Below are 25,156 nucleotides of genomic sequence, written 5' to 3'. Positions count from 1 at the left end.
TATAGTGTTGAGTTTACAAGATATTCTTTAGCAAAGAGAAATAATGTTACTTTTGCACAGTTTTAGGACTTTTGGATAACTTCATTACCTCAAACTATAGGCACCAAAAAGGAATGTTAGAGAAGAAACAGGAATTATTTTACAGGCGAAACAGATTTCTTGATGTATGAGGGCATATCAGGACTCAAAGAGCATAGAATCCAATTTCTGGCTTTTTAAAAGATATATTGAAAAAAAGACCTCAATATAGAGCGAAGATTATCCGCTCCATATGAACTAATTATAGTTATTCTCTTTAAACATAGCCTGACACCTTGCAGGAGGAATCTTCTTAGGTTTTACCTTAGGCTTGGCCGGTTTTGTTGAAGGAGGAGGTGGAACAAACCATGAGGCAAGTTCTGCACCACAGCCATCTCCTCTAGGTGCCTTTGCCTGCCTTACACATGCAGGACTGTCTACAGGACATCCGAGTCTTACATGCATATGACCTCTATGACCGAACCAGGGTCTGATTTTCTGTAGCCAGGATTTGTCATGGCCTTCATAAATCTGACACAGAGTTCTTTTAATGCCAGGAGCTACAAAGATCCTTTCAACACGAGGATCCTGAGCCGCCATGTAAAGCAAGGCAACTCGGTTGTTATCAAAGAACTTGGTTGGTCTGTTCTTGGTATCAACAATATAAACATCCTCAGGATGGGTAAGTTCATACTGGCTCTTGCGAGGTGAGGAAAAATCAAAGGAAATATCAACATCTAGACCAATCTGATGAGAGCCATGATTTGATGCTGAACCGAATGAGCCGCCCAAAGGTCTAGACAGATCACCGACAAGAAGATCCGGCAGACCTGCTTTCTTTGCTTTAGCTACTAACTTGTTGATATAGTCAATTAGCTCAGGATGACCAAAATTGCGGGAATTTCCCCAGCGCTGAACCTGATAATTCTTGCCGTCTTTAAGCTCCACTGCACCCTTGATACATCCATTTGCGTATTCACCAATAGACTCTGCTGATGTTTCAGGTGACATAGCATATGAGCTAAAACTCAAAAATAGAGACAGAAATACAGCGATAAATAATCTGATATTATTCAAAAGAAAATAATCTCTTAATAAAGCCCATCTTTGAGGATGGAACAATCATAACCTCAACAGATATTCCCTGGAAGTTGAATCCTTTTGAAGGAACATCGATGTTTTCCTGTTTGATAAGCTTTCCACAGTCATTCAGATTCGCATAAAGCTTCTGAAGATAAGGATTCGCTTCTCTTTCAATTATCTTTCTTAGAGTGATTCTTGCAGAATTCAAAAGTTCAGAATCATTCATTTTCTGAGGTCTTACTATATCAGTAAAATTGATTCCTGTAATGTACTGAATCCACAGTTTTAATGCAGGAGTCATCCAGATATCAGAAAATGGATTTGAGGCCTCTCTGATAAGCTCGTTTACATGGTGTAGAACGGTATCGATATGAGTAGCCCTCTCTTTACCTCTTCCCTTGATTTCAAAACGCATATAAATTGTTCTGCCGGTAGCATCACGTATTTCCTTATAGCATTCTGCAGCACTTCCGTGTGAAGGGGAACTGGTAAAATACAGTCTTGGGCCTTCAGGAGCACGATGATCCTTCTTTCTTAAGGCATCATAATCATAATGCTCAAAAGGAACAGAATCATTCTCGTGAAGAGACTGATTAATTAATGAGGCAATCAAACTTGCTTTCTGATCTGCAGATAAAAACAGATCAAGATTATCAATAATAAAATTGGTAAAACTTTCTATACCAGCTGGTCTTAAAACAGAGAAATCTCCTCTGTTTTTTGCAATGGTCAGAGAATCCTCTTTTTTATGGAAAAACTGAGAATAAAAAATCAGAATCCAAATCTGCATTCTAAATGACAGGATCTTCTGAAAAATAAACTCAGCAAGTTCTCTCTGTCCAGCGAGTTCTCTTGCAAAAGGTCGCTGCTGACGGTTAAAAAGCCAGTCGCAGGCATACATATTCATTTCAAACCAGTCAAGCCGATCGGCAAGATTTGAACTGAAGAAATCTGTAATTTCCCGGTCAGAGAGATCATTAAAGGATTTAGGATCATTTTCAAACCAGACATCCTTGGACTCAGGCAGAGGCCAGATAAAACTTGGCTGGATACCGCCGGCAGAAATTGACTTACGGCGTTTAGGATTCAGGAGAAGCTCCTCAAGAAATGACCATAGAGCAGCCATCTGATGAAGACGCTTTAGCAGTGGAGTGTAATTGGTATTGCGGTTATCGTCTGGAATCAGTCCAACATAATCGCACATCTTTGCCAGTGTGTCACAGGACTGGGCTTTCTCATCATCAGCGTAAATATCAGCGAACACATCGACAATAGAGAAAACATGCTCACTGTTGCAGGTTAGAGATGAAAAAGGTTCTGCTGAAACATCAAAACATACAACATTCTTCCGTTTAAGATAATCAGCATCAATCATGTCTTCAATAGCAGGAAGATCACCCTTGCTTTCAATAAAATCTCGGGAGATCTTCATCTTTGACGCCTCAGACCAGTGAATCCGGTTATAGTTTACCTGAGGCTTAAGATAAGTATGAACATATACCTCTGGTCTTTCAGATTTGTTTTCAGACCAGCGAAGAATGCCATACTCTAAAACAAGATTACTATCTCCTTCATTAGGTGAGTAGGCATCAACAAAAAATAAAGTTGAATTCTTAGAAGACATGATTCAAATACATACTTCCTTAGAAGCCTTGAGCAGGAGCACTTGGAGCTAACAGATTCTCATCCTCTTCAAGCACAGCTCCGCCATTATCAACATTTCCCTGAACCTCTGCAGCCATTGAAGATGAGCTTTGAGGATATTCGTTTGATGAACTCAGAGAGGCTGCAGATGAAGTTCCTGCTGATTCTCCTCCAACAACAGGAGCACCGTCTGATGAATTAGGAGTTCCTGTCTCATCCATGTAATCAAAAATAGGATGAATCTTCTTTACACCGTCAACCTTACGAGCCTGATTGATTGCTCTCTGAGCCTCATTGCGAGTTACATAACCCATCATATATACAACAGAATTTTCTGTATATACCTTAAATCTGCCTGAACTGATCTTTGAACCAAACAGCAGCAGACTCTTAACCTTGGAGGTTATATAGGCATCAGAAGCAACTGTACCTGAAGATACAGGAGGAATATTTTCTACACAGTTAAAGATTCTTCTAACATTCTTAACATGCTTGATCTTTTCAAGACATTCAGAAAGATATTCTCTATCCTGAGTTTCACCAACAAGAAGTACATTACCATTCAAGACAACACAGTCAACACGGAAAACCTTATAGTCAGATCTGGTTGCATCATTTCTCAGAATACTTAATACATTCTTTGAAATCTTCTGATCATCAACCTGTTTATCAACAGTGCGACTATCAGAACCAATATAGGCGCCAGCACCTGCAGCAGCACCGCCTACCATTACAGCAGCACATCCATTGAATACAAATGCAGAGGAAATAGCGAAAGCTGCAACAAGAGAAATCTTCTTTAAGTTCTTTATGTTAGAAATTTGCATAACCTTATGACTCCATACAATTTTTCAGCATTATACCTACCGAAAACTTATGCAAAATATATTCACGATCAAAACTAAGAGTAGTTTAGCAAAAGACACAATATAGTCAAAAGGTTAACAATAAAAGTGAGATTAAGAGGAGAAAATAAAATAAGAGGCCAGAAAGAAAAATCCCCTGAATAAGAATTTATCAGGGGACAACAATCAAACAAACATAAGGAGTACGTGAACTATATCACAAAAAATCAATTGTGATCAATTTCTCAAAATTTTTTTTTTAACTTTTTAACAATTTTTCGATAAAACAATTAGTTAAAAAAAATTACTTTTTGATAATTTTTATCACTTACGATTTTAGGTGACTGTATATTAAATATAGGAAGAAATTTCATACTAAATTAAGAGATGAATCAAATTTTCAGAAAAAGAAAGAATAAAAGTAGGAAAAGTAAAAAAAGATCTATTGATTATTTTTTATTTTTTTAATAAACAGCAGAACGTCTTAAATGGGATATATATGCTATTTAATTGAATTCAAAGATAAATTTAAAACAAAATTCATAAAAAAAAAGTTGACACAAAGGAGGCGGATCCCTATAATGTGTCTCAGTCGGTAATTAGCGCAGCCTGGTAGCGCATCTGGTTTGGGACCAGAGGGTCGCAGGTTCGAACCCTGCATTACCGACCATTCAAGTAACCACACTAACTCATTTCTCCTTCTCATATTTCTCCTTATTAAAAAACTAAGATCAGAAAATAGCTCTATTTGTACTTGTTGTTCCTCTTATCAGTGGACCGCGATAATTTTAATACAATATATTCATTAAGGCTGAGTCTAGAAACGCCAGAAAATAGTTCATTTATATTAGCTTAGAGAATCAGTTACAAAAGATAAGCAAACTTTAATGCACCGGTTATATTCAAGAAATCTCGACAAGATGTATTCAAAGTTAAGTTAAGTGATGTTTTCGCCCAAAATCAAAACAAAACATACTACATATATACATGGTGTATAGACTTAAACAAAAGAAAGAGACATAAAACAATAATAAGAAGATATAAGCACCAAAAGTCAGATAAGATATTCAGTTGAACTATATATTATTCAATTTAAATTAAAACAAAAAAAAGAGTTGACACCTAAGGGTGACATCCCTATAATGTGCCTCAGTCGGTAATTAGCGCAGCCTGGTAGCGCATCTGGTTTGGGACCAGAGGGTCGCAGGTTCGAACCCTGCATTACCGACCACTCCTAAGTAGCTCAAATAAGACTTCGCAATAAATTAATTAGCTAATTAACTCCGTTTACACTTGTTTCCAAAGTCTATTCCTTAGATATTCTAATTAAAAAAGATCCACTCTAAAATGTCTCCAACATAATTTATCCGATCAAAAGATAAAACAATCCCCAAAAGACAGATTAGCTCCTCTGAACAGAACGGTAGGGGAGAGAATTCCCATCCCTGAAAGCAAAACATAAAACAAAAAAATATACTTAAATAAACACTCAAAAAATAATCAAATATACTCCAGTATTAACTCCAAAAGATTTATATATACATTACTACCAAAACTCAAAAGAAATCGATTCTAGAGCATTCTCGTTAGGATCTATTAAATCTAATTAACATTATTTCAAAGCATTCAATATATATTACATTTTATAATTTATAAGTAAATATATTATTACTTGTTTTTATAGTAAATAGCATATTGATAATGTATAAACCTATATTACATTTGTAATGTATTATATTATTTTACGTTACTCTATCTTAAACATAAATCTTGGGCATAATACATAAGATTTTCACAAACCGGTTTAACGACCATATTTATGTAATTAAATTTCTTTTCAATATTTTCATTTTTGTAAATTTAATTACATTGTTTTATTTTATGAAATATATCAATTTATTTAATAATAATATATACCTAAATCATGGTTATGAAATCGCATAATATATAGAGATTTTATTTATATTTCAGAATGTTATATACATTTACAAGATAAGTTAGATACAAATATATTTTAACAATTACCACATTTTCATAAAGTCATTTTACTTTCATAATTCGATGTAATTTCAAAGTTTATTTACCACTTTTCTCATTTTTTTATTTTAGAATTTTCAGAATTTACGTTTACAATGATTAAAGCTATATTTACCGCTGTTAAGTTCAAACAATTACAAGTAACTTTTTTATCTAAAAATATATAGTTATTCACACTTTTAGGTTATAAAGAAAACTTAAATAATGTATACTTAGTTTGTCAGAAGATAATACAGAAAGATCAGTTAATAATAACTTTTGGAATTTGCTTATTTATTACAGCAAAACAGGATCAACTATCAGATTTTTTCAAAAAAATAGAATCAGTATTCGACAGATTTTAAATAAAAAAAGTTCAGTAAAACTGGACTGAGAATGGTAGGAAACTACTACAGCAAAGAAAGACCAGAGGCTACATAAAACATGTAGCCTCTGGTCTTTTTAGGTCTGTTATAACCTCATTTGCCTTCACAGATCTCCCCTTTCATTTTACATTGATATCAGAAGCACATTCAGATAACTTACTTCTTCATAAAGAAGAAAGCATTCACTTCAAAAGAACTGGTAGCTATCGGTGCTAATTTAAAAGCCTAGATAATTCCATTTCTTTTTTTTGCGGAAACACAAGATAGATCAATCAAACCTCTTTTGACCAATTTATATTAAAGAGACAGGATCAAAGAAAATAAAAAATTCCGTTATAAAATCATTAGAACTTTAACCCCACATAATCAATCTAGGCTGCAATCGATGTCTTATCGAACATAATACTGAATATATACTCTCATTACCCTATAGGAATAAGCTTTGATCAGAATATAAGATCAAAGATAATCTAACACAGGATCAATATCTGAGAGACTCTAACAGGAATAGGATCAAAAAAAAATCCCTCAAGGATGGAGCGTCCCTGAGGGAGAGAATGGTCTTAACTAACGTTAAGAACTACAGCAAATTAGGAGAAAAATTCTTTAAGCGTATCTAACACGACGATCATTTGTTCCAGTATAAATATCACCAATGCACTCTGGACAAACTCTGATCATCATTCCAATCTGATATCCTCTATTCTGTTCCTTGTCTAAGATCAGCTCCTCTGAAAGAAGCATCAGTCTAACCATACCGTCAGCATCTCTTTCCTCAAGAACCAGGCAATATCCTGCTGTACCGGCTTTTGAATAAAGTATTACAACATCTCCCCTTGCAAACTCAAAAGCAGGACGGTCAAGAGCTAAAAAGTACCTGCTGGTTGGAGCTGCTGGTCTTGTAAACTTCTCACAGGCTACTGCATTAAGTCCAAGATCAAGGGCAAAACTTTCATTCTTTAAAATTTCATACAAACCATCTTGGTAGTCAGTCAATAAATTTGCATCTTCTATACAGAACTGACTGTTACTGTCTGGACGAACAAACAAATCTTCGATGTTATACCTAGTCTTGAAAAGATAGGACTTACCTTCATCTGTTGTCAGATTAATACTTAACTTACCATCGTGATAAGTCCATGTACAATCATTCTGAGGGCTAATAACCATCTGTTTTTGCTGTCCTTATTCAGTTTTTTGTAATTTGTAATTCATTTTCATTTTAGCTTATAAACTGAAGAAAATAAACTAAATGAAAAATAAAAATTCTTTTATTTGTTAATAACTGATCTGTGCATCACACTTTTTAGCTATTTTTATTTGTAAATGTCAACTATTTTTTATTATTTTTTTTCTTTTGAGACAATATTACTTGAATAAAATTATATTAGTCTTATTTTTTTACTTTATATAAATTAAATTTAGATTATTTTTTTATCATTTAGATTATTTATTTGATAATTATTTTTCTTAGAATTAGATTAACAGACAGATAATAGTTTTAGTATAGATTGGTAAAATTAGATTGGCTTAAATAATTACTTCTTTTTTCACATCTCTCCCCTTTCCTATTTATATTGTTTTCAAAATTATTCAGAACATATAACAATACGTATAAGGCTGCCCACGTTCCTCTTATTTTTGAAAATATAAATAAAGATACAAAAGAGAGTGTTATGACTATGGGAAAACTATTTTTTTGAGAAGAGATCAAATAACCCTGCACAAAAATAAAAGGCAGGGTCAGAAGAGAATCTCAATGTTGAGATAATTAAATGTTATTAACGATATTTTTAATAACAGCAGGACCTCTATAAATCAGAGAAGAATATATCTGAATCAATGTTGCCCCATCGCTTAAACGCTCTCTTGCATTGACTGCATTTGAGATACCACCTACTCCGATAATAGGGATCTTCTTATCAATGATTTTAGCTGCTCTTTTTAGAGTCTCTGAACTTATATTTCTCAGAGGTTCTCCGGAAAGACCTCCCCATTCCTGAGCATGCTCCATGCCACTGATAATATCTCGTCTTGTAGTTGTGTTGGTACAGGTTAAACCATCAATCTCAAGATCAAGACAAACAGAGCAAAGATTCTCTAAAGCCTCATCAGATAAATCAGGAGAAAACTTGACTACCAAAGGAACATATCGCCCAGAAGTTGCACTTATATTTTTCTGCTCTGCCTTGATTGGCTTTAACAGATTGTAGAGAGGCTCTTTAGCCTGAAGCTTTGTAAGTCCTGGGGTATTTGGACAGGAAACATTAACAGCAATGTAATCTGCAAAAGGATAAACCTTACGAAGACAGAAAAGATAATCATCAACAGCATTATCAAGGGGAGTTGTCTCGTTCTTACCTATACTGATACCTAAGATACCCTCATAGGTGCGTTTTTTTAGGTTCTCTACAAGATTATCAACGCCCTTATTGTTAAAGCCCATACGGTTGATTATGCCCTGAGCACTTGGGATTCTGAACATTCTTGGCTTTGGATTACCGTCCTGAGCCTTAGGAGTGACTGTTCCAACCTCAATATGACCAAAGCCTAAGGCTCCAAAGAAATCCACAGCCTCGGCATTTTTATCAAGACCGGCGGCAAGTCCTAAAGGATTTTTAAACTCTAGTCCCATTGCCTTGACAGGACGAAACTCGATATTCTGAGAAAATAAAGGTAGCAGTGTCTTACTAGAACAGGCCTTAGCTCCTTTTATAATTAAATCATGAGCAGTCTCAGGCTCGAGCATAAACAGAAATGGACGGACCAAAGTCGGATAGAGACTGTATGGAATAAACTGCATAAAAATTCCTTAATTATTCGATCTGAATCAGCTTAACAAACTTGTTTGAGCTGGTGGTAACCAATTCAAAAATGCCGTGAATACCGTCCTCGGTTGTAAATTTCTTAAGATGATTGGCATCAATATCGATTACCAGCCCCTCAAAAGTACGGACTCTAACCCTCTGAAAGGCACCTTTGTAAAGTGATAGCAAAGTCTGTTTACTCATGGATAGAGAGAAACGATAGCGATTTTCTCCAAACATAGCTCTACTCCTTTAAGGCAGTGCTTACTTTCTCATAAATAGAACGTGACAACTTAGGCATCTGCATCAGAGAATTAAGGTTATTTAAAATCATTCCCTGACGTTTTTCATCAAGTCTTCTGAAGCTTAACAGCGGAGTCAGAATACGAGCTGCAACACTAGGATTAATATCGTTTAAAACACTAATCTGCTTGCACAGAAGATCATAACCTTCACCTGAAATATCGTTTAAAGCCACAGGATTAGATAAAGCCAACGCACCAGCCAGAGCTCTTACTCTGTTAGGATTTCTACCGTCATAGCTAGGATGTGACAGAAGTTTCTTAACATTATCGATTGCACTCTTGTTAGGAACTGTTGCCTGAACTCTGAAGAAATTATCAAATACTAAAGCATCCTTTGACCAGTCTTTTTCAAAAGACTTCAGAATCTCTGTTTTACACTCGAGATCAAGATGAACAGCATCTGTCATGGCTTGAAGCTTATCAGTCATGTTCTTTGAGCTGTTATAATGATTCAGAACAATATCTGAAGCCTCTTTCTTCTTATCCATTGCACATTTAGCTACGGCAATCATATGTAAAGCGGAGTTGTTGATGGCTCTTCTTCCCATGTCTGCAACGCTGTAGTTTGCGCTTGAAGCTCTGATTTTTCCATAAAGCTCAACAAACTCATTAACAAGTGAAACTGCAACCTTTGTTTCAAGAGCATCATGTGCATATTTAATTGCATCAATGTTGATTTTATCAAATGTTTCCATCAGATTAGCAATACTCTGAATCTTTAGAGTCTCATTTATCAGAATCAGATCACTTTGAGAATCAACACTATCTAAAATAGCCTTGTAGGAAGCAATCAGTTCAGCAGGCTCTTTTAAAACACTCTGAGCAGCAGCACTCTCAAGATTGTCATGAATATAACGGTTCTGCATAGTAGTTGCACAGTCAACCTTGATAAAAGCATCATCACAGAAAGACAACATATGCTGCAGCTGTTCCATTGTATATGGAGCATCAAGCTTAACTGGTGCAGAGAAATCACGAAGAATAACAGGTAAAGTATCCCTATCCAGAGTGAAACGGTATTCCTGCTCATTCTCATTCAGAATTATATAGCCGTCTGATGAAAGCTCTGCCGGATGAACATCATGACCTTCCTTGTCTAAGAAGCTCATTCTGATTGGCATATAAAAAGGCTCTTTAACCTGCTGATCACGAGTTGGATTAGTATGTTGAGAAAGCTTCAGTACCAGATTCTTATTCTCTTCATCATAAGTCCAGGAAGCCTTTACGTGAGGAGTACCAGCTTGAGTGTACCATCTTCTGAACTGAGACAGATCAACTCCTGCGCTTTCTTCAAAACAGCAAAGGAAATCCTCAATGGTTACCGCCTGTCCATCATACTTATGCAGATAGTCATTAAGAGCCTTTTTAAATCTGCTCTCGCCAATCAGGGTATGGATCATGCGGATAATTTCAGCGCCCTTATCGTAAATGGTTACTGTATAGAAATTATTCATCTCCATAACCTCTTCTGGTCTTACTGGATGAGCCATTGGAGAGGCATCTTCAGCAAACTGAGGTCCGCGGATTACATTAATTGCATGCAGTCTGGTTAATGCTCGATTAGCAACATCTGATGAAAATTCCTGATCACGGAAAACTGTCAGACTTTCCTTCAGTGAAAGCTGGAACCAGTCTCTTAGAGTAACTCTATCACCAGTATAGTTATGGAAATATTCATGCCCTATTACACTTTGAACATTGTAGAAAGCGGTATCAGTTGCACAGGTAGGATCAACCATTACATAAACAGAGTTGAACACATTAAGACCTTTGTTCTCCATGGCACCGAAATTGAAGAAATCAACAGCAACCACCTTGAAATTATCCAGATCAAACTCAAGCCCCCAGCGGTCCTCATCCCACTTCATGGAATCCTTGATAGACTGCATAGCCCAAAGACCACGTTCGTACGCTCCTCTATCTACGTATAGTTCAAGAGCAACCTTTCTACCAGACATTGTGGTGAAAGTGTCAGACACGATATCAAAGGTACCAGCAACAAGAGCAAACAGATAGCTTGGCTTTGGGAATGGATCTTCCCAGATTGCATAAGGACGGTTCTTTTTAGTTCCCCTTTCAATCAGATTTCCGTTTGAAAGTAGGACTCCGCAGCCATATTCAGGACCGATAATGGTTACACGATATTTTGCAAGAACATCAGATCTGTCAAGTGAATAAGTGATCCTGCGGAAGCCTTCTGGCTCACACTGCGTACAGAAAGTTCCGTTTGACTTATATAAGCCCATTAAGGAAGAATTGGCAGATGGATTAATTTCATTCTCCAGTTCAACTGTGAATTCATCTGGAACAGAAGGTATCTCCACACCATTTTTTGTCTCTTTAAACTTATAGTTAATACCATCTACCTTCAGATAGTTTAACTTAAGCTCTTCTCCATTTAAGATCAAAGGAGCTTTAGCATCAGATGTTAATCTTTTAAATCTGGTTACGTTCTTGACAATGGTTTTCGTGTCATCAAGTGTAAAAGTAAGATCAATATCTGTTGCTGTAAAATTAGGAGCTTTGTAATCTGTTCTTTTCTGTGCCTTGTAGGTATTACGCTTTTCTGCTGTCATAAATCACCTTTTAAAATATGGAAAAGCCCAACATTCAGCTGGGCTTTATTTATTATTTATTCTGCATCCTTACGCGCCACAATACTATGGACATCAGATTTTTTCGTAATCATGTCAGCATAGTCTGAAGCGATGTTAACCGTCTCAAGAAGAATCGGATCATCATATTCAAAATCTGTTGGAAGATCCTTTACAGATTTAACAGGATCTTTTCCCATAGCCTTGAGTCTGATATTTGTATTCTTAAGAGCAGTTTTCTCATCTTCATCAAAGAGCTTCTTGCGCTTATCGAAGTTTACGGTAATAACCTTTCCTTCCTTAAGCTTGAAATAACGTTCCCTCTCGGATTTGATTACATTGAATACAGGATCTTTCTCGATTCTTGACTTATATTGTTCTGTTAATCTGTCAACAAATCTGTCAGGATCAGAGTAACGGGTATAATCAGCCTTTGAAATCTTGTCCCACTTCAGAGCATTTGGCTCATTCTTTTCTCCAAGTTCAGTTACATCAATCATAGTTGGGAGAACTATATCCGGAGTTACACCGCGAAGCTGTGTTGAACCACCGTTGATTCTATAGAACTTGGCAATTGTATAGTGAATAGAACCAAGATCAGAGCCACTTAGATCATAAAGTCTGGTCAGAGGTCGACTCTGCTGAACTGTGCCCTTTCCGTATGAGGTATCTCCTACAATCAGAGCTCTTCCATAATCCTGAAGAGCTGCAGCCATAATTTCGGAGCTTGATGCTGATAGACGATTAATCAGAACAACCAGAGGTCCATCGTAATCAATATTCTGATCATCATCCTCGTATGGAACCTCATTTGAGTTTACATCTCGAACAAGAACAACTGGGCCTGACTTGATAAACTGACCTGTGGTATATACTGCCTCTGGTAGCAAACCACCGCCATTGTTTCTCAGATCGATAATAATAGAATCTACATGCTGAGCTTTAAGCTTGTCAATTTCTCGTTTAACATTCAGATGAAGATCTGTGTAGAAACTAGAAATAGTAATTACACCGACTTTCTTGCCGCTGTATGAATTGTAAACCTTAGACTTAGCTTCCTTATCCTGAAGTCTAATCTTGTCTCTTACAATATCAACATTAAAGGTCTTAGTTGCTGCACCTTCTCCTCTTTCTATTTCCAGAGTAACCTTAGTGCCTTTCTTTCCTTTAATCTGTTTTACAACTTCAGTAAGTCTCCAGCCGATAATATCCTCGAATTTACCGTTCTTCTGCTTAACACCGATAATCTTGTCTTTTGGCTTTAACTGCTTAGACTTTTCTGCAGGAGAACCAGGAAGAATCGACTCAATAACAGTATATTCATCTTCCTGAGATAAAACCGCACCAATACCCTCTAGGGACAGATTCATATCATCATTAAAATTCTCTGACTCTACAGGTCCGAAGTAATTGGTGTGAGGATCAATTGCTGTGGCAAAGGCATTCTCAAATACAGAGAAAACATCCTCTGAGGTTATCTGAGATAATCTTCTCATAGAAGCTATGTAACGATTTCTAATACGTTTTGTTGCTTCTTTAGGAGTTTTGCCGTTTAACAGCTGTATTTCGTATTCATTCTTAAGCTCCTTAAGCCACAGATTCTTAAGTTCCTCTTCTGTAGCGGCATACGGAGCCTTGGTTCGGTCAAGTTCAATAGAATCATCCTTTTTAAGATCAAGAGGAGAATCTAAAAGACCAATTAAATAGCTGTATTTCTCGTAACGCTTTTTTATATTTTTATTATAAAGATCATATGGATAATTCAGATAGCATTTATCCAGACTGTTTATTATACCCTTGGTATTAGCATAGATAAGATCTACTTCACCCTGAGTATACAAGGAATGAGTATAATCCAGATATGACATAAGTCTGTCAATCACATTGGTTGCAAACTTGTCATCCACATTGACAATCTTATAGTGAGCTCTGGTAAAGAAATTGTAGATTCTTGAGCAGGCTGTATCATGCCTTGGTTCTGGCAATAGAACCGGCATCTGATCTGCTGTTGGAATGGTAAGCTTTGCTTCACAGACACCTAAACCACCGGCAAACATACAGGCCAGTGCTATTTTTGCTAATTTATTCACTTTAAGTTAGTGCCTTACTTTGCCTTTTTTGGAAGTAATACCCTATCTAATGGAAGATTTACGGTAAGACCTGATTTCAGGGTAACGTAAACAGTATCCTTAACTGCATCCTGAGCTACAACGCCCTTTACAAAATGCTGTTCAGAGCTTAAAACAATAACTTCAGTTCCGTTCTTTAAAGACTCTGCTGTGGCCTTATCACCTTCAACCTTAAATGTTTTCTTAGTTCCCTTAGGACCATTCTTCTTGAAGAACTTCTTTGGTGAATTCTGTTTCTTAGCAGGCTTTGTGGCTTTGCGCTTCTGATTGATTTCCTTAATTTTTTCAGAAGCATACTGAGCATGCTCAGCATTAACGGTATCACCGCATTCGTTACCGTCAAGATCAATTCTTGCAGCACCTTCCTTTACAGAATAAAGGTACTTAAGACGTGAAGTATATAGGCGTAGCGCTGCACGCACCTTTGATACAGAAAGACCTTCAATACCGGAAATTCTTTCTTTAAGTTCATCAAAGATACCAATCTTTAAAGGCTTGCAGTCACCTTCCTTTACAAATGCCTTTGGAAAAGACTTATATAGAAGCTCCAATGACTCTTTTACATGTTCAAAATGAGAACCAGACTCTGTATTCTTCTCTACGACTGATTCGTTAGCATTTTCTACAGGCTGCTGTAGTGCGTTTTCCTGGGTTTCCACAAGAAACTCCTTTTTATAGTTATTAAAATGTAATGCAATACTGTATTTTAATTGAGATTATAGAATTTGTGAATTGAAAAATACATAAAATAGAGCTAATTCAACAATTTTTTATACACTCCGTTACTCTACCACACAAAACTTTGAAAAAAATTTGCGCTGTGAAAATTTAAATATACAAAGATTAAAATCTACACCAATTAATTTGGTAAAATTTCAAGGATATACGATTACAAATTAGGAGATATACAGAAAATGTCAATGCCAGAGCGCTACCATCCAGAGTGTCCTCCAGATGCACACAAGGTTATTAGACCTCCAGAGAAGGAAGTATTTGCAACCTTATGTGTATATGTACCAGATAGTGAGGAGGCAAACGGCATGGATAATGTTACCGACATTCTATCCATGATGAATAAAAAGCCTCTTATCCTCTGTTCAGAAAAAATGAAGGAGCTTATTCTCAAGAACTCAGAGCAGGCAGAAATCAAACCTGAATTCATTCGTATACATGATGATCAGTCAAAGGCATCAATTGCCTATACAGACGGTGCAGTCGGACCTTCACTGGATTTCTATAACATCGCCGAAAACAGAGAACTTGCAAAGGATTTTCTACAGTTACTGCAGAAGAAATGTCTGATCTGCCTGGATACCTTATCCATGTTTATTCTAAGATCAATCTCTACTGTATATCCTTGGGATGAACTTCTGGCAAATCAGTTCCTAGGACAGTACACAGCGGCATTAAAAGATTTAACAGAGTCAGATATCAAGCTTCTGACCGATGTAAGATACGGAAGATTTGATGCTCTGAAGGTTGAAGAAGAAAGTAAAACAGCCTACAAGTTTCTGCGTCTTGAAAGAAAACTGTTCCTGCAGTACCCAACCGAAGACGATTAGAATATTACACCAAAAGCATAGGTCAGACCTATGCTTTATTTTTTATTTAAAGCCTTACTCCAAAGCAGAACTAATTTTCTGAAATCATTTTATTTCTTCAGAGCAAAACCATATTTTTTAAAATTGCTAATCATGGTTTTGGTTAATGATATGGTAGATTGAATCTCATCAATATTCTCTCTGCTGATCCAGAAAGCTTCCGCAAGCTCACCTTCATCACGAGTAATCGCAGTATCACCATCGACCTTCGCCATAAAGCCAAATAGAATATTGCTATCCAACCCCCAAGGCTGTGAACCGCAGTAAGTTAAATCCTTAATCTTAAGACCAACCTCTTCCATTGCCTCTCTATGTGCAGTCTGCTCAGGAGTCTCACCAATCTCACAGAAACCGGCAATTAAAGCTACACCTCTATAAGGTCTGTCCTTATATCTGGTAACCACGATTTTATCGCCATCAGTAATTCCAACAATTACAGCAGGAGCAATCTTAGGATAGATAATATTTCCGCAATTCGGACAACACAGGGCTCGCTCTGATTTTGAATGAGTGGTAAGAGCTCCACATCTGCCACAGTAACGATTGTTCATGTACCAGTTGTAAAGATGATAAGCAGTAAAACCGGCAAAACACTCTATACGTGGATTATCAGAACGAAGAACTGTATTCTTATGCCATTCAAAGCCCTCAATACTAAGAGAGGAACAGGAATCGTTGAAAAGAAAATAGGCATTCTCATCTATAGAGAAAAGATAAATAAGCTTGTCCTTAGGAAAAGAATAAGCTCTAGGAAACTTTAAAGGAGTGTTCTTTCCATCCCCCTTAACATAAACATCTCTGTCTTTAAAGGCAAGAACAAAATCTGTATCTTTAGGGGCTCTTTTTAAAGAAAACTCATTCTTAAAAAGATGATCCCCGATATCCTGTAACATATATTATCCTAATAGATATTTTTCAGCATCTAGCGCGGCCTTACAGCCTTCACCTGCAGAAGTTATTGCCTGTCTGTAAACTCTGTCAGTACAGTCACCAGCAGCAAAAACACCTTTTGCAGAAGTTGAGGTTGCAGTACCGAAACCAGTCTTGATATAACCTTCCTCAAGTTCAATCTGACCTTCGAAAACAGAAGTTGCAGGAGCATGACCAATTGCAACAAACACACCGTCTAAAGCCAGATCTTTCTTCTCACCCTTTACATCCAGTTCTACTCCGGTAAGCTTCGAGCCATCTCCCTTAAACTCAGTAATCTGAGCATTGAGGATAAACTCAACCTTGCCAGAATCAACCATAGAGCGTAGTTTATCAACCATAACCTTTTCAGATCTGAATCCTTCCCGCCTGTGGATGAGATAAACCTTTTTGCACATATTGGTAAGATAAAGAGCCTCAACAAAAGCTGCAGAACCACCGCCAACAACTGCCACAACCTTATTTCGGAAGAAGAAACCGTCACAGGTAGCACAGGCAGAAATTCCCCTGCCTTTATAGTTTTCCTCACTTGGAATTCCCAGATACTTAGCTTTGGCGCCAGTAGCAATTATCACGGTTTTACTTTTTAGAACTTCGCCTGAGGATAAGGTTAACTCTTTAATATCCCCACTAAAATCAACCTTTACAACAGTATCTGATAGCATTTTTGTACCAAGAGATACAGCATGTTCCTGCAGAGACTGCATAAGAGAAAAACCATCAGGTGCATCCTTTCTTCCTGGCCAGTTTCCGATTTCAGGGGTTGTGGTTAGCTGTCCGCCAGGTTCAGGACCACTTACAAGAACAGGAGAAAGTCCTGAACGACAGGCATAAATAGCTGCAGTCCAACCGGCTGGCCCAGAACCAATAATTACAGTATTTAAAACATCTTGGGTCATTTTTTAGCTCCTATGAGGTCTTTATAATGGGTCTTTGCATACTCTACTGCATACGGTACCCAGGGTTCATTAAATGAAGAAAGATACTCTACTGCATCTTCTAGTTTGAACACGTTCAGATATTCACAGGCTCTCTTTTCAAAAGATATATGCCATGGTTCAAAGCCCATTGAATTCTTTCCTGTATAAGGTCTCACAAAACCAAATTTATTCAGAGCATTCTTAAGATAAATATCAAACTTGTAGAAATAATTGCCCTTCTGATATTCTCTTGCAGTAAGTTCAAGCTGTTTTCCCTCTGGCAGAAGGTTTGAGGCATAAATGTCAAAATCAGTACCAAAATGATGACGGGAAAAGCCTGGAATTGCGGAAAATCTTACAATTTCCAATACCTTCTGTTCTGCAGACAGAGAAGATATATCCATTGGCTCTTCGTTTTCGTCTAAAACAGGTCGTTTACCGTTAAACTTGTCATCAAAAATCTTAAACTGTTTATAAAAGCTTCTGTAAGCAGAGGCAATTTTAATCTCAAAGCCATTATCATAAGCATCCGAGAATAAAGGCCCTAAAGCCTTTACCGCATCTCTGTCTCCTAACAGGACAAGCATTCTTTTCGGATCATCCTTGAAATTTACAAGCTTGCTGTCGTCCAGACCTAGGAACTGATCTCTGGTAATCACTTATTCTCTATCCTTAACACAAATTAAAACCTGTAACTAACTATATTCCTATTACAAAAATATTTCAGTGAAAGAACGGTAAATTGAAAAAAATTATTCGACAATTTAAAGAAAGGAGCCAGAGGATCAGAAAATCCTCTGGTTTTTAAGATTATTTGTTCTGGTCTTTCAGAAGGTCTCTGATTTCACGTAGTAACTGCACATCAGCAGGATCTGCTGGAGCTTCAGCAGGAGTTTCCTCTTCCTTGATGATGCGATTCTTAAGGTTGATGATCACCTTAATGGTCAGGAAGATTGCAAAGGCTACGATCAGGAAATCAAGAACATTCTGTAAAAAAACACCGTAGGTTAAAACAATTTCAGATGAAGTTTCTGTTTTATCCTGCAAGGTTACAGACAGATCCTTAAGATCAATATTTCCAACAAAAAGACCAACCAGAGGCATGATAATATCAGCAACCAGTGAAGAAACAATCTTACCGAATGCAGTACCTATTACCACACCGATTGCCATATCCATGACATTTCCCTTTACAGCGAACTCTCTGAATTCCTTGAAAAAGGACTTACCGGTTGAAACAATGTCTTTCATATATACTCCTTAATTGAACATCAGTTATTTTCTAATTTGTATCGAGTCTTGGCTTTATATTCGACGATTCTGATATCAAAATCCACTGAACCGTCTTTATAGGTATCCTCGATAATCTGCTTTACGCGGGACGCCTCATCTTCATCCTGATAGTAACGGGACCAGGTCTTGGCCGTACCGCCATCAAACCTGAAGCCTTTCTCCTTTAGGTTATCCTTGAATTTGAAGGTGTTTCCTCTAATGATCACACGATAGCTGCAGCTTAAGGCAGAAGTTACCAGCTCACTGAATGCTGCAGGAACCTTGTACATAATCCATAAAAGAGCAAGACAATCCACATAGGCTCTGTGTGCATCATAGAAATACCCTAAAACCATATTCAGAAATTCAAGTTTGGCACTTGAGTAACCAAGTTTTTTCCAAGGGATCTCCTTAAGAGAACAGGCCCAGGACAGAGTCGTTAAAGACTTGAAACGTTTTTCAAAGAAAGGTCTGTCAAAAGCAGCATTATGAGCAACCACAAGAGGTCTTCCTGTAAGAAATCTAGCCACCATTTCATCATCAAAGTGATGGCCTGCAACCATATCATCTGTGATATGGGTAAGTTCTGTGATTTCTGGAGGAATAGGCTCGTTTGGGTCCTCAAACTCATCATAATATCTGTCGACAGTCAAAAGTAGTTTTCTGTCTAAGGAAAAAGTAGCTTTAACCATCCCCAGCTCAATGATTTTATTCTTAACAGGATCCATACCGGTGGTTTCTGTATCTAAAAAGACAACAGAATAAACCTTTTCATTTGGATGAGGCTCATTGAGAACTACAGGGAAATGAGTATCTACACCTGTTATAGTCAGAGGAATTTTTTCCAGTAAACGATAATTTTCAGGATGTGACGTGATCCTTTCAATCATGTTCAAAGGAAAGCAGTTGTTATCTTGCATGAGTATTCTTTATCTACCTGATTAAACACCGAAATCTTAACTGTAAAAAAATTTTAACATACGTAATTATTTGTATTATATCCAATTTTACTTTTATGTTACGTTTTTTTACAAAGAATATGATCCAAAAGCAAACATTTATTTTTTTATAAAATTGCTCTCTTCCAAGATATATTTTTCTTATTGATTTACAAAGATATTTATCTGTATTCTGCTCTTTTATAGTGCAAACATTAATGTAAAAAAAATTCCCTATTTGAATATGTTACTCAATATGGTTACATATTAAATAAATGAATAGATTTAACAAGGAAGGTAACATGAAGTATTACAAGTCCGCCATTGAGCTAATTGGCAATACTCCTCTGGTTGAACTGTCCAACCTGCAGAAGAAATTCAATCTTAAAGGCAGAATCTTTGCAAAATTTGAAGCCTTAAATCCATCAGGATCAGTTAAGGACAGAGCTGCACTTTACATGATTAAAGAAGCTCTGGCATCTGGCAAGATCAACAAAGATACAAAGATCTATGAACCAACATCAGGCAATACAGGTATCGGTCTGGCACTGGTATGTGCAAATCTTGGACTGGATGTTACACTGGTTCTACCTGAAACCATGTCAGTTGAAAGACGTAATATTCTGAGAGCCTACGGTGCAAAACTGGTTCTAACCGAAGGATCAAAGGGAATGAAAGGAGCGATTGAAAAGGCAACTGAACTTGCAGCAGCCTCTGACAATACCTTTATTCCTCAGCAGTTTGAAAACGAGGCTAATGTTAAGGCCCATTATGAGACAACTGGTCCTGAAATCTGGAATGATACTGACGGTAAAGTAGACATATTTGTTGCATCTGTAGGTTCTGGCGGTACGGTAAGCGGCACAGGTAAATTCCTGAAAGAGAAAAACAGCACCATTAAGGTCTATGGTGTAGAAGCAGCTTCTTCTCCAGTGTTAAACGGAGGAAATGCCGGACCACATAAGATTCAGGGTATTTCTGCAGGCTTTATTCCTAAGATCTACGATAAAACCGTCGTAGATGAAGTAATAGACATTACTGATGATGAAGCCTTTGATAACGGTAGAATTCTTGCTCAGACAGAAGGTCTTTTCATTGGTATATCCTCAGGTGCAGCCATCAGTGCAGCTATTAAGCTGGCACAGAAGGAAGAAAACGCAAACAAGCTGATTGTGGTTATTCTTCCTGATAGTGGCGACAGATATCTATCAACAGCTCTATATCACCAGGACTAAACTATGCTTTTCAGAACATCTAGAATTCATGCGGCAGCCGCTACTGCCCTATCTAAAGTTAGCGGAAAAGGCAGAGCAATCACAGCAACCTTATACATAGGAGCACTGATTGTTGGATCCTTAATCGGTTTTGCAGGTAATACAGACATAAATGCAGTAATGGACTTTATTGCAACAGTATTTACAAGACTGTTCAGCTTTATTGCAGTGCCAATTATTGCTGTATCACTGATCTCAACTTTAGCAAATCTTTCAAAGAATTCTAAAGGTGGCTCCATATTTGCTCATACCATCTTTTATACACTGTTGACTACAATCCTGGCAGCCCTTTTAGGAGCTGTGCTGTTTGCGGTTATAAAGCCTGCAAACGTACCAGCAGCATTATCATCCAGTGCTGCTGATGTGGTAACCAAGTATGAATCACTGTCATATCTAGAGCACATCCAGAACATTATTCCAAATAATCTTCTGCAGCCATTTGTTGCCGGTAATGTACTTTCAATTCTGCTGGTTGCAGCGGCTTTTGGTCTTGGAATTGCCACAATGAAGGAGAGCAAAAACAAGGAGGCTCTGATTTCTGTAATCTCTGGATTTCAGGAACTGTTATTCATCCTGATCCACTGGCTGATCAATATTCTGCCATTAGGCATCATGGCTTTCACTGCTCAGCTGGTTACTCAGCTTGAGGCAGGAATAATCTTAGGCGGTCTTGCAACCTACTTTGGAGTTGTTATCAGCTCAAACCTGATTCAGATGTTTGTAATTCTGCCATTGATACTTCTGATCAAAGGACTTAATCCTATCAAGATTGCCCGTGGAATGCTGCCTGCACTTGCAGTTGCGCTATTCTCCAAATCATCTGCAGGTACACTGCCTGTTACCATGGCATCAGCTGAAGATAATCTGCATGTAGACAGAAGAGTTTCAAGATTTGTTCTGCCAATCTGCACAACCATTAATATGAACGGCTGTGCTGCCTTCATTCTGATAACCTCTGTTTATCTGATGCAGAATGCCGGTATTGAAATTGGATTTGATACCATGCTTGCCTGGGTATTCATCGCTACCTTTGCCGCAGTTGGCAATGCAGGTGTACCAATGGGATGCTATTTCCTAACCCTGTCACTGGTCTCTTCAATGAACATTCCTGTAACTCTGATGGGAATCATTCTGCCGGTTTACGCTGTAATTGATATGATTGAGACCTCACTGAATGTATGGTCTGACTCATGTGTTGCAAACATTGTAAACAAGACAATGCAGGGTAAGCTTCCTGAAGAAGCATAGAAAGCAGAGTTTAAACTAAAAAAAGATGGCTAAAGCTAAATGCTCTAGCCATTTTTTTGTACTCCGTTTTCTATATACAAAATCCTACAATAGAAGCTCAGTTTTCATTAGATAATCGAAAAAATCAAAAAACTTTGTTTTTTTTCGATTAGGATTATTTTTTGTATAAAAACAAAAGGCTAATATGCAATGAGGGAATTAATTCAAAAGCTTGGATTTGATACCGTGAGATACGTGTTTTCTGCCTAAAACCTCACCTTTCATAGATGGGAACCATTCTTTCTTTGGTCTAGCTGTAATTAGGTCATCTACAGAGATAAACAGTCTTGAGTTTACTTCGTTAGGAGCAACTGTTCCCTTCGTAAAGATAAATTCAATACCGTCTGGCAGCAGGACAAAATTTCTTGGATCGACTTCTATTTGAGCTTTAATCAGATAAAGGTTCTTATAACCGTATTCCTTGAATTTATCGAATACAAGATTGGAGCAGGTCATAGCTGCAAGAGAAGGATCTTCAAACAGATCCTCAAAATGAACAAACTTCTTAGTCTCAAGATTAAAGTTATATACATCAGTCAGAGTTGCTTTCTGATCTAAAAACTCCTGTTTTACAAGCACAATTGCACACATAAAACCTAGTTCTTTTATCACACGAAAATCAAAGGTTACGTCCTGATAGGCAATGTCTCTCTGGATAAACAAATCGTCGCTTTCATCATCAAAATTCAGGTTATCAGTGATGTAGCCAATATAATCGTGCTCAAATTTACTTACATAATAATTTTCAAAGAAACTGCAGCTTTTAGCATATGCAGCATCCTTGCAAAGAGCAGGAAGATGGAATGTTGATGTGGTATAAGACATATCAATTACATCTTCATAAGTAGAGGTATCAAAAATGATATCCTTTGAATCAGGCCTATCCTGCTTTGGAGGAAGTGTACTGGCCTGAACTCCTGAAATACAGAGGCTCAACAGCAGGAAAAATTTAACAAATAAACTCATTTATTGAGAGTCCTTTTCTTTTTTCTGAATATCAATTACCTCTGATTTTACTCTGCCGTCACAAAGCATTGTAGTAATAACATCGCCTTTTTTTAAAGACGCAGTGTTAACCACATGCTCATTTTCATCAAAAGTTATTGAGTATCCCCTGTTTAGAATGTACAGAGGATTTAAAGAAGACAGCTTTGTAATCGTTCTTATAAAGTTCTGATTCAGATTGTTAAGGTTGTCATCAGTATTTGACTGATTTGCCCTGTTAACAAGAGACTTTAGTCGATCATTTAAAGCTCCTAGTCTCTTATCAATCAAATTGTTCAAAGAAAACAGTCTGTTCTCATAATTCAGACGATCACTAACTAGAGTTAAATCCCGATCAAGCGCAGAATTAAGTCTGAACATACAGTTTTTTACCTTTGATACTTCCTGCTCGATATAAAATAAAGGCTCAAAAACTGAAATACGGTTTTTTAGAGTATTTAAGCGACGTTCATAGTCCGTTAATCTGTCTAAACAAGATCCTTCCATTCTGTTAACAAGAAGATCAACCTGTTTTGAGATATTCTCAACATATAGTTCAGGAGAAGAGTTCTTAAGTCTGCTGCACAGATGATCAAGATTCATACTCTCATAATCATATATTCTGTAGATTGCGTCTGTAAGTCTTTTTACATACTGTTCAACCGCATAATAAAGATCAGATTTCAGAACAGATGAAACAAATTCAGCAGCTCTGGTAGGAGTTGCCGCTCTCATATCAGCGGCAAAATCGGTAAAGGCATAATCCGCCTCATGGCCAACTGCAGAGATAATAGGAATTGGACAGTCTGCAACAGCCTTTACCAGCTCCTCATCAAAAAAAGCCAGAAGATCTTCAAATGAGCCTCCTCCTCGGCCGATAATGATTACATCGCATTTATTATGTTCAATAGCAAGATTTAGAGCACTTATCAGAGACTGAGGTGCATTTGCCCCCTGAACCAGAGATGGATAGATAATAATGTTAATCAGAGGATTTCTATGTTCAATGGTCTTGATAATATCTCCAACTGCTCTTCCGTCCGCAGATGTAACTATTCCGACTGTATTCACAAACTGAGGAATAGTCTTTTTCTGTCTTGAAAAATACCCCTGAGAATCCAGTTTTCTTTTAAGCTCATTTAATTTCTCCATAATCGAACCAATTCCAAGTTTTCTCATGGAATGAGCTATAAATTTAAACTGACCGTTTTTGGTAAAAAGACTGATATTTCCGCTTAGTTCGACCTTATCTCCTGATTTAGGCTCAAAATTAAGTCTATGACTGTAGCTTTGCCACATAACACAGTCTAGAGTAGCCCCGTCAGTGGAATCCTTGAGCTTAAAGTAAATGTGATTGTAGTTTTTTATCTCAGAAATCTCTCCGTATATAACAAAGGGACCTAAGGTTTTAAAAAAGGAATCGGTCTGTTTTAGAAACTCAGAAACACTCCAGGAACCATCAGAAGGTCTGTCTTCTGAGTAGGAATCGCTTAAAGAAACGTTTGATGTAGATGGTCTTTGATCATAACTGTCAAGTAAAGACTCATCATTGAAATGTGGCATAGAATTCTCCTTACAGAAGAATTGTACCAAAAGAAAAAAACAGGGACTAGAAAAAGAGGGAAAAACGTTTATGTATGTCGACTAATAGAATAAACATATTTTAATCTGCATGTAAAAGAATAGCATATTATACACAGCTGATTTTTATGCCGTTTATAAAGCTAAAAAATACAAATAATGTTTAATAACAATACGTTAAAAATAAAAAAAGACAAAAAAAATTGAAATATTTTGTTGACATAAAAAAATAATCCCTTATAATGGCACACATCGGATGCGGGAATAGCTCAGTTGGTAGAGCATAACCTTGCCATGGTTAGGGTCGCGAGTTCGAACCTCGTTTCCCGCTCCAATGTTGATGGCGCGTTAGTAAAGCGGTTATACATCGGATTGCAAATCCGCGAAGTCCAGTTCGACTCTGGAACGCGCCTCCACTAAATGCCCAGGTGGTGAAATTGGTAGACACAAGGGACTTAAAATCCCTCGGAACTTATACTTCCGTGTCGGTTCGACTCCGACCCCGGGCACCACTTCCCAAGTGATGTCTTTTAGTAAATCAA

General features: G+C 37.2%; 19 protein-coding genes and 5 tRNA genes. 8 read left to right on the top strand and 16 right to left on the bottom strand.

Features of this window, described 5'->3' with window-relative positions:
• Nucleotides 1-276 precede the first annotated feature (276 nt).
• The 3 genes from QZU45_RS01405 to QZU45_RS01395 are packed head-to-tail and all read right to left on the bottom strand — an operon-like array spanning nucleotide 277 to nucleotide 3,572.
• Nucleotides 277-1,029 (bottom strand): penicillin-insensitive murein endopeptidase, encoded by a 753-nt coding sequence (locus tag QZU45_RS01405; RefSeq protein WP_295350699.1) that lies wholly within the window; start codon nucleotides 1,027-1,029, stop codon nucleotides 277-279.
• 58 nt (nucleotides 1,030-1,087) lie between these two features.
• A complete protein-coding gene (locus QZU45_RS01400; protein ID WP_295350696.1) occupies nucleotides 1,088-2,725 on the bottom strand; it encodes a hypothetical protein in 1,638 nt (545 codons plus the stop codon).
• 19 nt (nucleotides 2,726-2,744) lie between these two features.
• A complete protein-coding gene (locus tag QZU45_RS01395) occupies nucleotides 2,745-3,572 on the bottom strand; it encodes a BON domain-containing protein (RefSeq protein WP_295350693.1) in 828 nt (275 codons plus the stop codon).
• 611 nt (nucleotides 3,573-4,183) lie between these two features.
• Here QZU45_RS01395 and QZU45_RS01390 point away from each other — a divergent pair.
• A tRNA-Pro gene (locus tag QZU45_RS01390) sits at nucleotides 4,184-4,260 on the top strand.
• A 484-nt stretch (nucleotides 4,261-4,744) separates the two neighbouring features.
• Nucleotides 4,745-4,821, top strand: a tRNA-Pro gene (locus tag QZU45_RS01385).
• Between the two features lie 1,777 nt (nucleotides 4,822-6,598).
• On the opposite strand, the gene QZU45_RS01380 is transcribed toward QZU45_RS01385, so the two are convergent.
• From QZU45_RS01380 to proQ, 6 genes are all read right to left on the bottom strand, one after another.
• Entirely contained in the window at nucleotides 6,599-7,162 is a 564-nt protein-coding gene (locus QZU45_RS01380; protein WP_294999166.1) for a cell division protein ZapC domain-containing protein, read from the bottom strand.
• A gap of 601 nt (nucleotides 7,163-7,763) precedes the next feature.
• A complete protein-coding gene (pyrD, locus tag QZU45_RS01375; RefSeq protein WP_295350688.1) occupies nucleotides 7,764-8,795 on the bottom strand; it encodes a quinone-dependent dihydroorotate dehydrogenase in 1,032 nt (343 codons plus the stop codon).
• A 13-nt stretch (nucleotides 8,796-8,808) separates the two neighbouring features.
• Nucleotides 8,809-9,039, bottom strand: coding sequence for a DUF2835 family protein (locus QZU45_RS01370; RefSeq protein ID WP_074841757.1), 231 nt, complete (start codon nucleotides 9,037-9,039; stop codon nucleotides 8,809-8,811).
• A gap of 4 nt (nucleotides 9,040-9,043) precedes the next feature.
• The gene (pepN, locus tag QZU45_RS01365) at nucleotides 9,044-11,680 is read right to left on the bottom strand and encodes an aminopeptidase N (protein WP_295350683.1); all 2,637 of its coding nucleotides are present in this window, start codon (nucleotides 11,678-11,680) and stop codon (nucleotides 9,044-9,046) included.
• 56 nt (nucleotides 11,681-11,736) lie between these two features.
• Entirely contained in the window at nucleotides 11,737-13,788 is a 2,052-nt protein-coding gene (locus QZU45_RS01360; protein WP_295350680.1) for a carboxy terminal-processing peptidase, read from the bottom strand.
• A 14-nt stretch (nucleotides 13,789-13,802) separates the two neighbouring features.
• Complete coding sequence (gene proQ / locus QZU45_RS01355) at nucleotides 13,803-14,486, bottom strand: RNA chaperone ProQ (protein WP_295350677.1); 684 nt, start codon at nucleotides 14,484-14,486, stop codon at nucleotides 13,803-13,805.
• Nucleotides 14,487-14,741: 255 nt separating this feature from the next.
• On the opposite strand from proQ, the gene QZU45_RS01350 reads away from it, so the two are divergent.
• A complete protein-coding gene (locus tag QZU45_RS01350) occupies nucleotides 14,742-15,389 on the top strand; it encodes a hypothetical protein (RefSeq protein WP_295350674.1) in 648 nt (215 codons plus the stop codon).
• 89 nt (nucleotides 15,390-15,478) lie between these two features.
• On the opposite strand, the gene nudC is transcribed toward QZU45_RS01350, so the two are convergent.
• The 5 genes from nudC to QZU45_RS01325 form a co-directional block, all read right to left on the bottom strand.
• Nucleotides 15,479-16,321, bottom strand: coding sequence for an NAD(+) diphosphatase (gene nudC, locus QZU45_RS01345; protein ID WP_295350671.1), 843 nt, complete (start codon nucleotides 16,319-16,321; stop codon nucleotides 15,479-15,481).
• 3 nt (nucleotides 16,322-16,324) lie between these two features.
• A complete protein-coding gene (gene trxB, locus QZU45_RS01340; protein WP_295350668.1) occupies nucleotides 16,325-17,257 on the bottom strand; it encodes a thioredoxin-disulfide reductase in 933 nt (310 codons plus the stop codon).
• Nucleotides 17,254-17,937: a M15 family metallopeptidase gene (locus QZU45_RS01335; protein ID WP_295350665.1), complete on the bottom strand. Its 684-nt coding sequence runs from the start codon at nucleotides 17,935-17,937 to the stop codon at nucleotides 17,254-17,256. The genes trxB and QZU45_RS01335 overlap by 4 nt, the downstream gene beginning before the upstream one ends.
• Before the next feature lie 151 nt (nucleotides 17,938-18,088).
• Nucleotides 18,089-18,529, bottom strand: a complete 441-nt coding sequence (gene mscL, locus QZU45_RS01330; protein ID WP_295350661.1) for a large-conductance mechanosensitive channel protein MscL — start codon at nucleotides 18,527-18,529, stop codon at nucleotides 18,089-18,091.
• A gap of 20 nt (nucleotides 18,530-18,549) precedes the next feature.
• A complete protein-coding gene (locus tag QZU45_RS01325; protein WP_295350659.1) occupies nucleotides 18,550-19,470 on the bottom strand; it encodes a 3'-5' exonuclease in 921 nt (306 codons plus the stop codon).
• 293 nt (nucleotides 19,471-19,763) lie between these two features.
• On the opposite strand from QZU45_RS01325, the gene cysK reads away from it, so the two are divergent.
• On the top strand, nucleotides 19,764-20,723 hold the full coding sequence (cysK, locus tag QZU45_RS01320) for a cysteine synthase A (protein ID WP_295350657.1): 960 nt from the start codon (nucleotides 19,764-19,766) through the stop codon (nucleotides 20,721-20,723).
• Between the two features lie 3 nt (nucleotides 20,724-20,726).
• Nucleotides 20,727-22,010 carry a dicarboxylate/amino acid:cation symporter gene (locus QZU45_RS01315; protein WP_295350654.1) on the top strand — a complete coding sequence of 428 codons (1,284 nt, stop codon included), beginning with the start codon at nucleotides 20,727-20,729 and terminating at the stop codon, nucleotides 22,008-22,010.
• A 198-nt stretch (nucleotides 22,011-22,208) separates the two neighbouring features.
• Here the strand turns inward: QZU45_RS01315 and QZU45_RS01310 are convergent, their stop codons facing one another.
• Both QZU45_RS01310 and xseA read right to left on the bottom strand, forming a co-directional pair.
• Entirely contained in the window at nucleotides 22,209-23,015 is an 807-nt protein-coding gene (locus tag QZU45_RS01310) for a hypothetical protein (protein WP_295350651.1), read from the bottom strand.
• A complete protein-coding gene (gene xseA, locus QZU45_RS01305; protein ID WP_295350648.1) occupies nucleotides 23,016-24,596 on the bottom strand; it encodes an exodeoxyribonuclease VII large subunit in 1,581 nt (526 codons plus the stop codon). It lies immediately after the preceding gene.
• 276 nt (nucleotides 24,597-24,872) lie between these two features.
• Here xseA and QZU45_RS01300 point away from each other — a divergent pair.
• From QZU45_RS01300 to QZU45_RS01290, 3 genes are all read left to right on the top strand, one after another.
• Nucleotides 24,873-24,948: transfer RNA gene (locus QZU45_RS01300), tRNA-Gly, on the top strand.
• A gap of 8 nt (nucleotides 24,949-24,956) precedes the next feature.
• Nucleotides 24,957-25,030, top strand: a tRNA-Cys gene (locus QZU45_RS01295).
• A 6-nt stretch (nucleotides 25,031-25,036) separates the two neighbouring features.
• Nucleotides 25,037-25,126, top strand: a tRNA-Leu gene (locus QZU45_RS01290).
• Nucleotides 25,127-25,156: the final 30 nt, after the last annotated feature.

It is taken from the genome of uncultured Succinivibrio sp., assembly GCF_902756765.1.
GTDB lineage: Bacteria > Pseudomonadota > Gammaproteobacteria > Enterobacterales > Succinivibrionaceae > Succinivibrio.
Note: the sequence above shows the minus strand (reverse complement) of the source record. Positions and strands in the feature narration are given on the sequence as shown.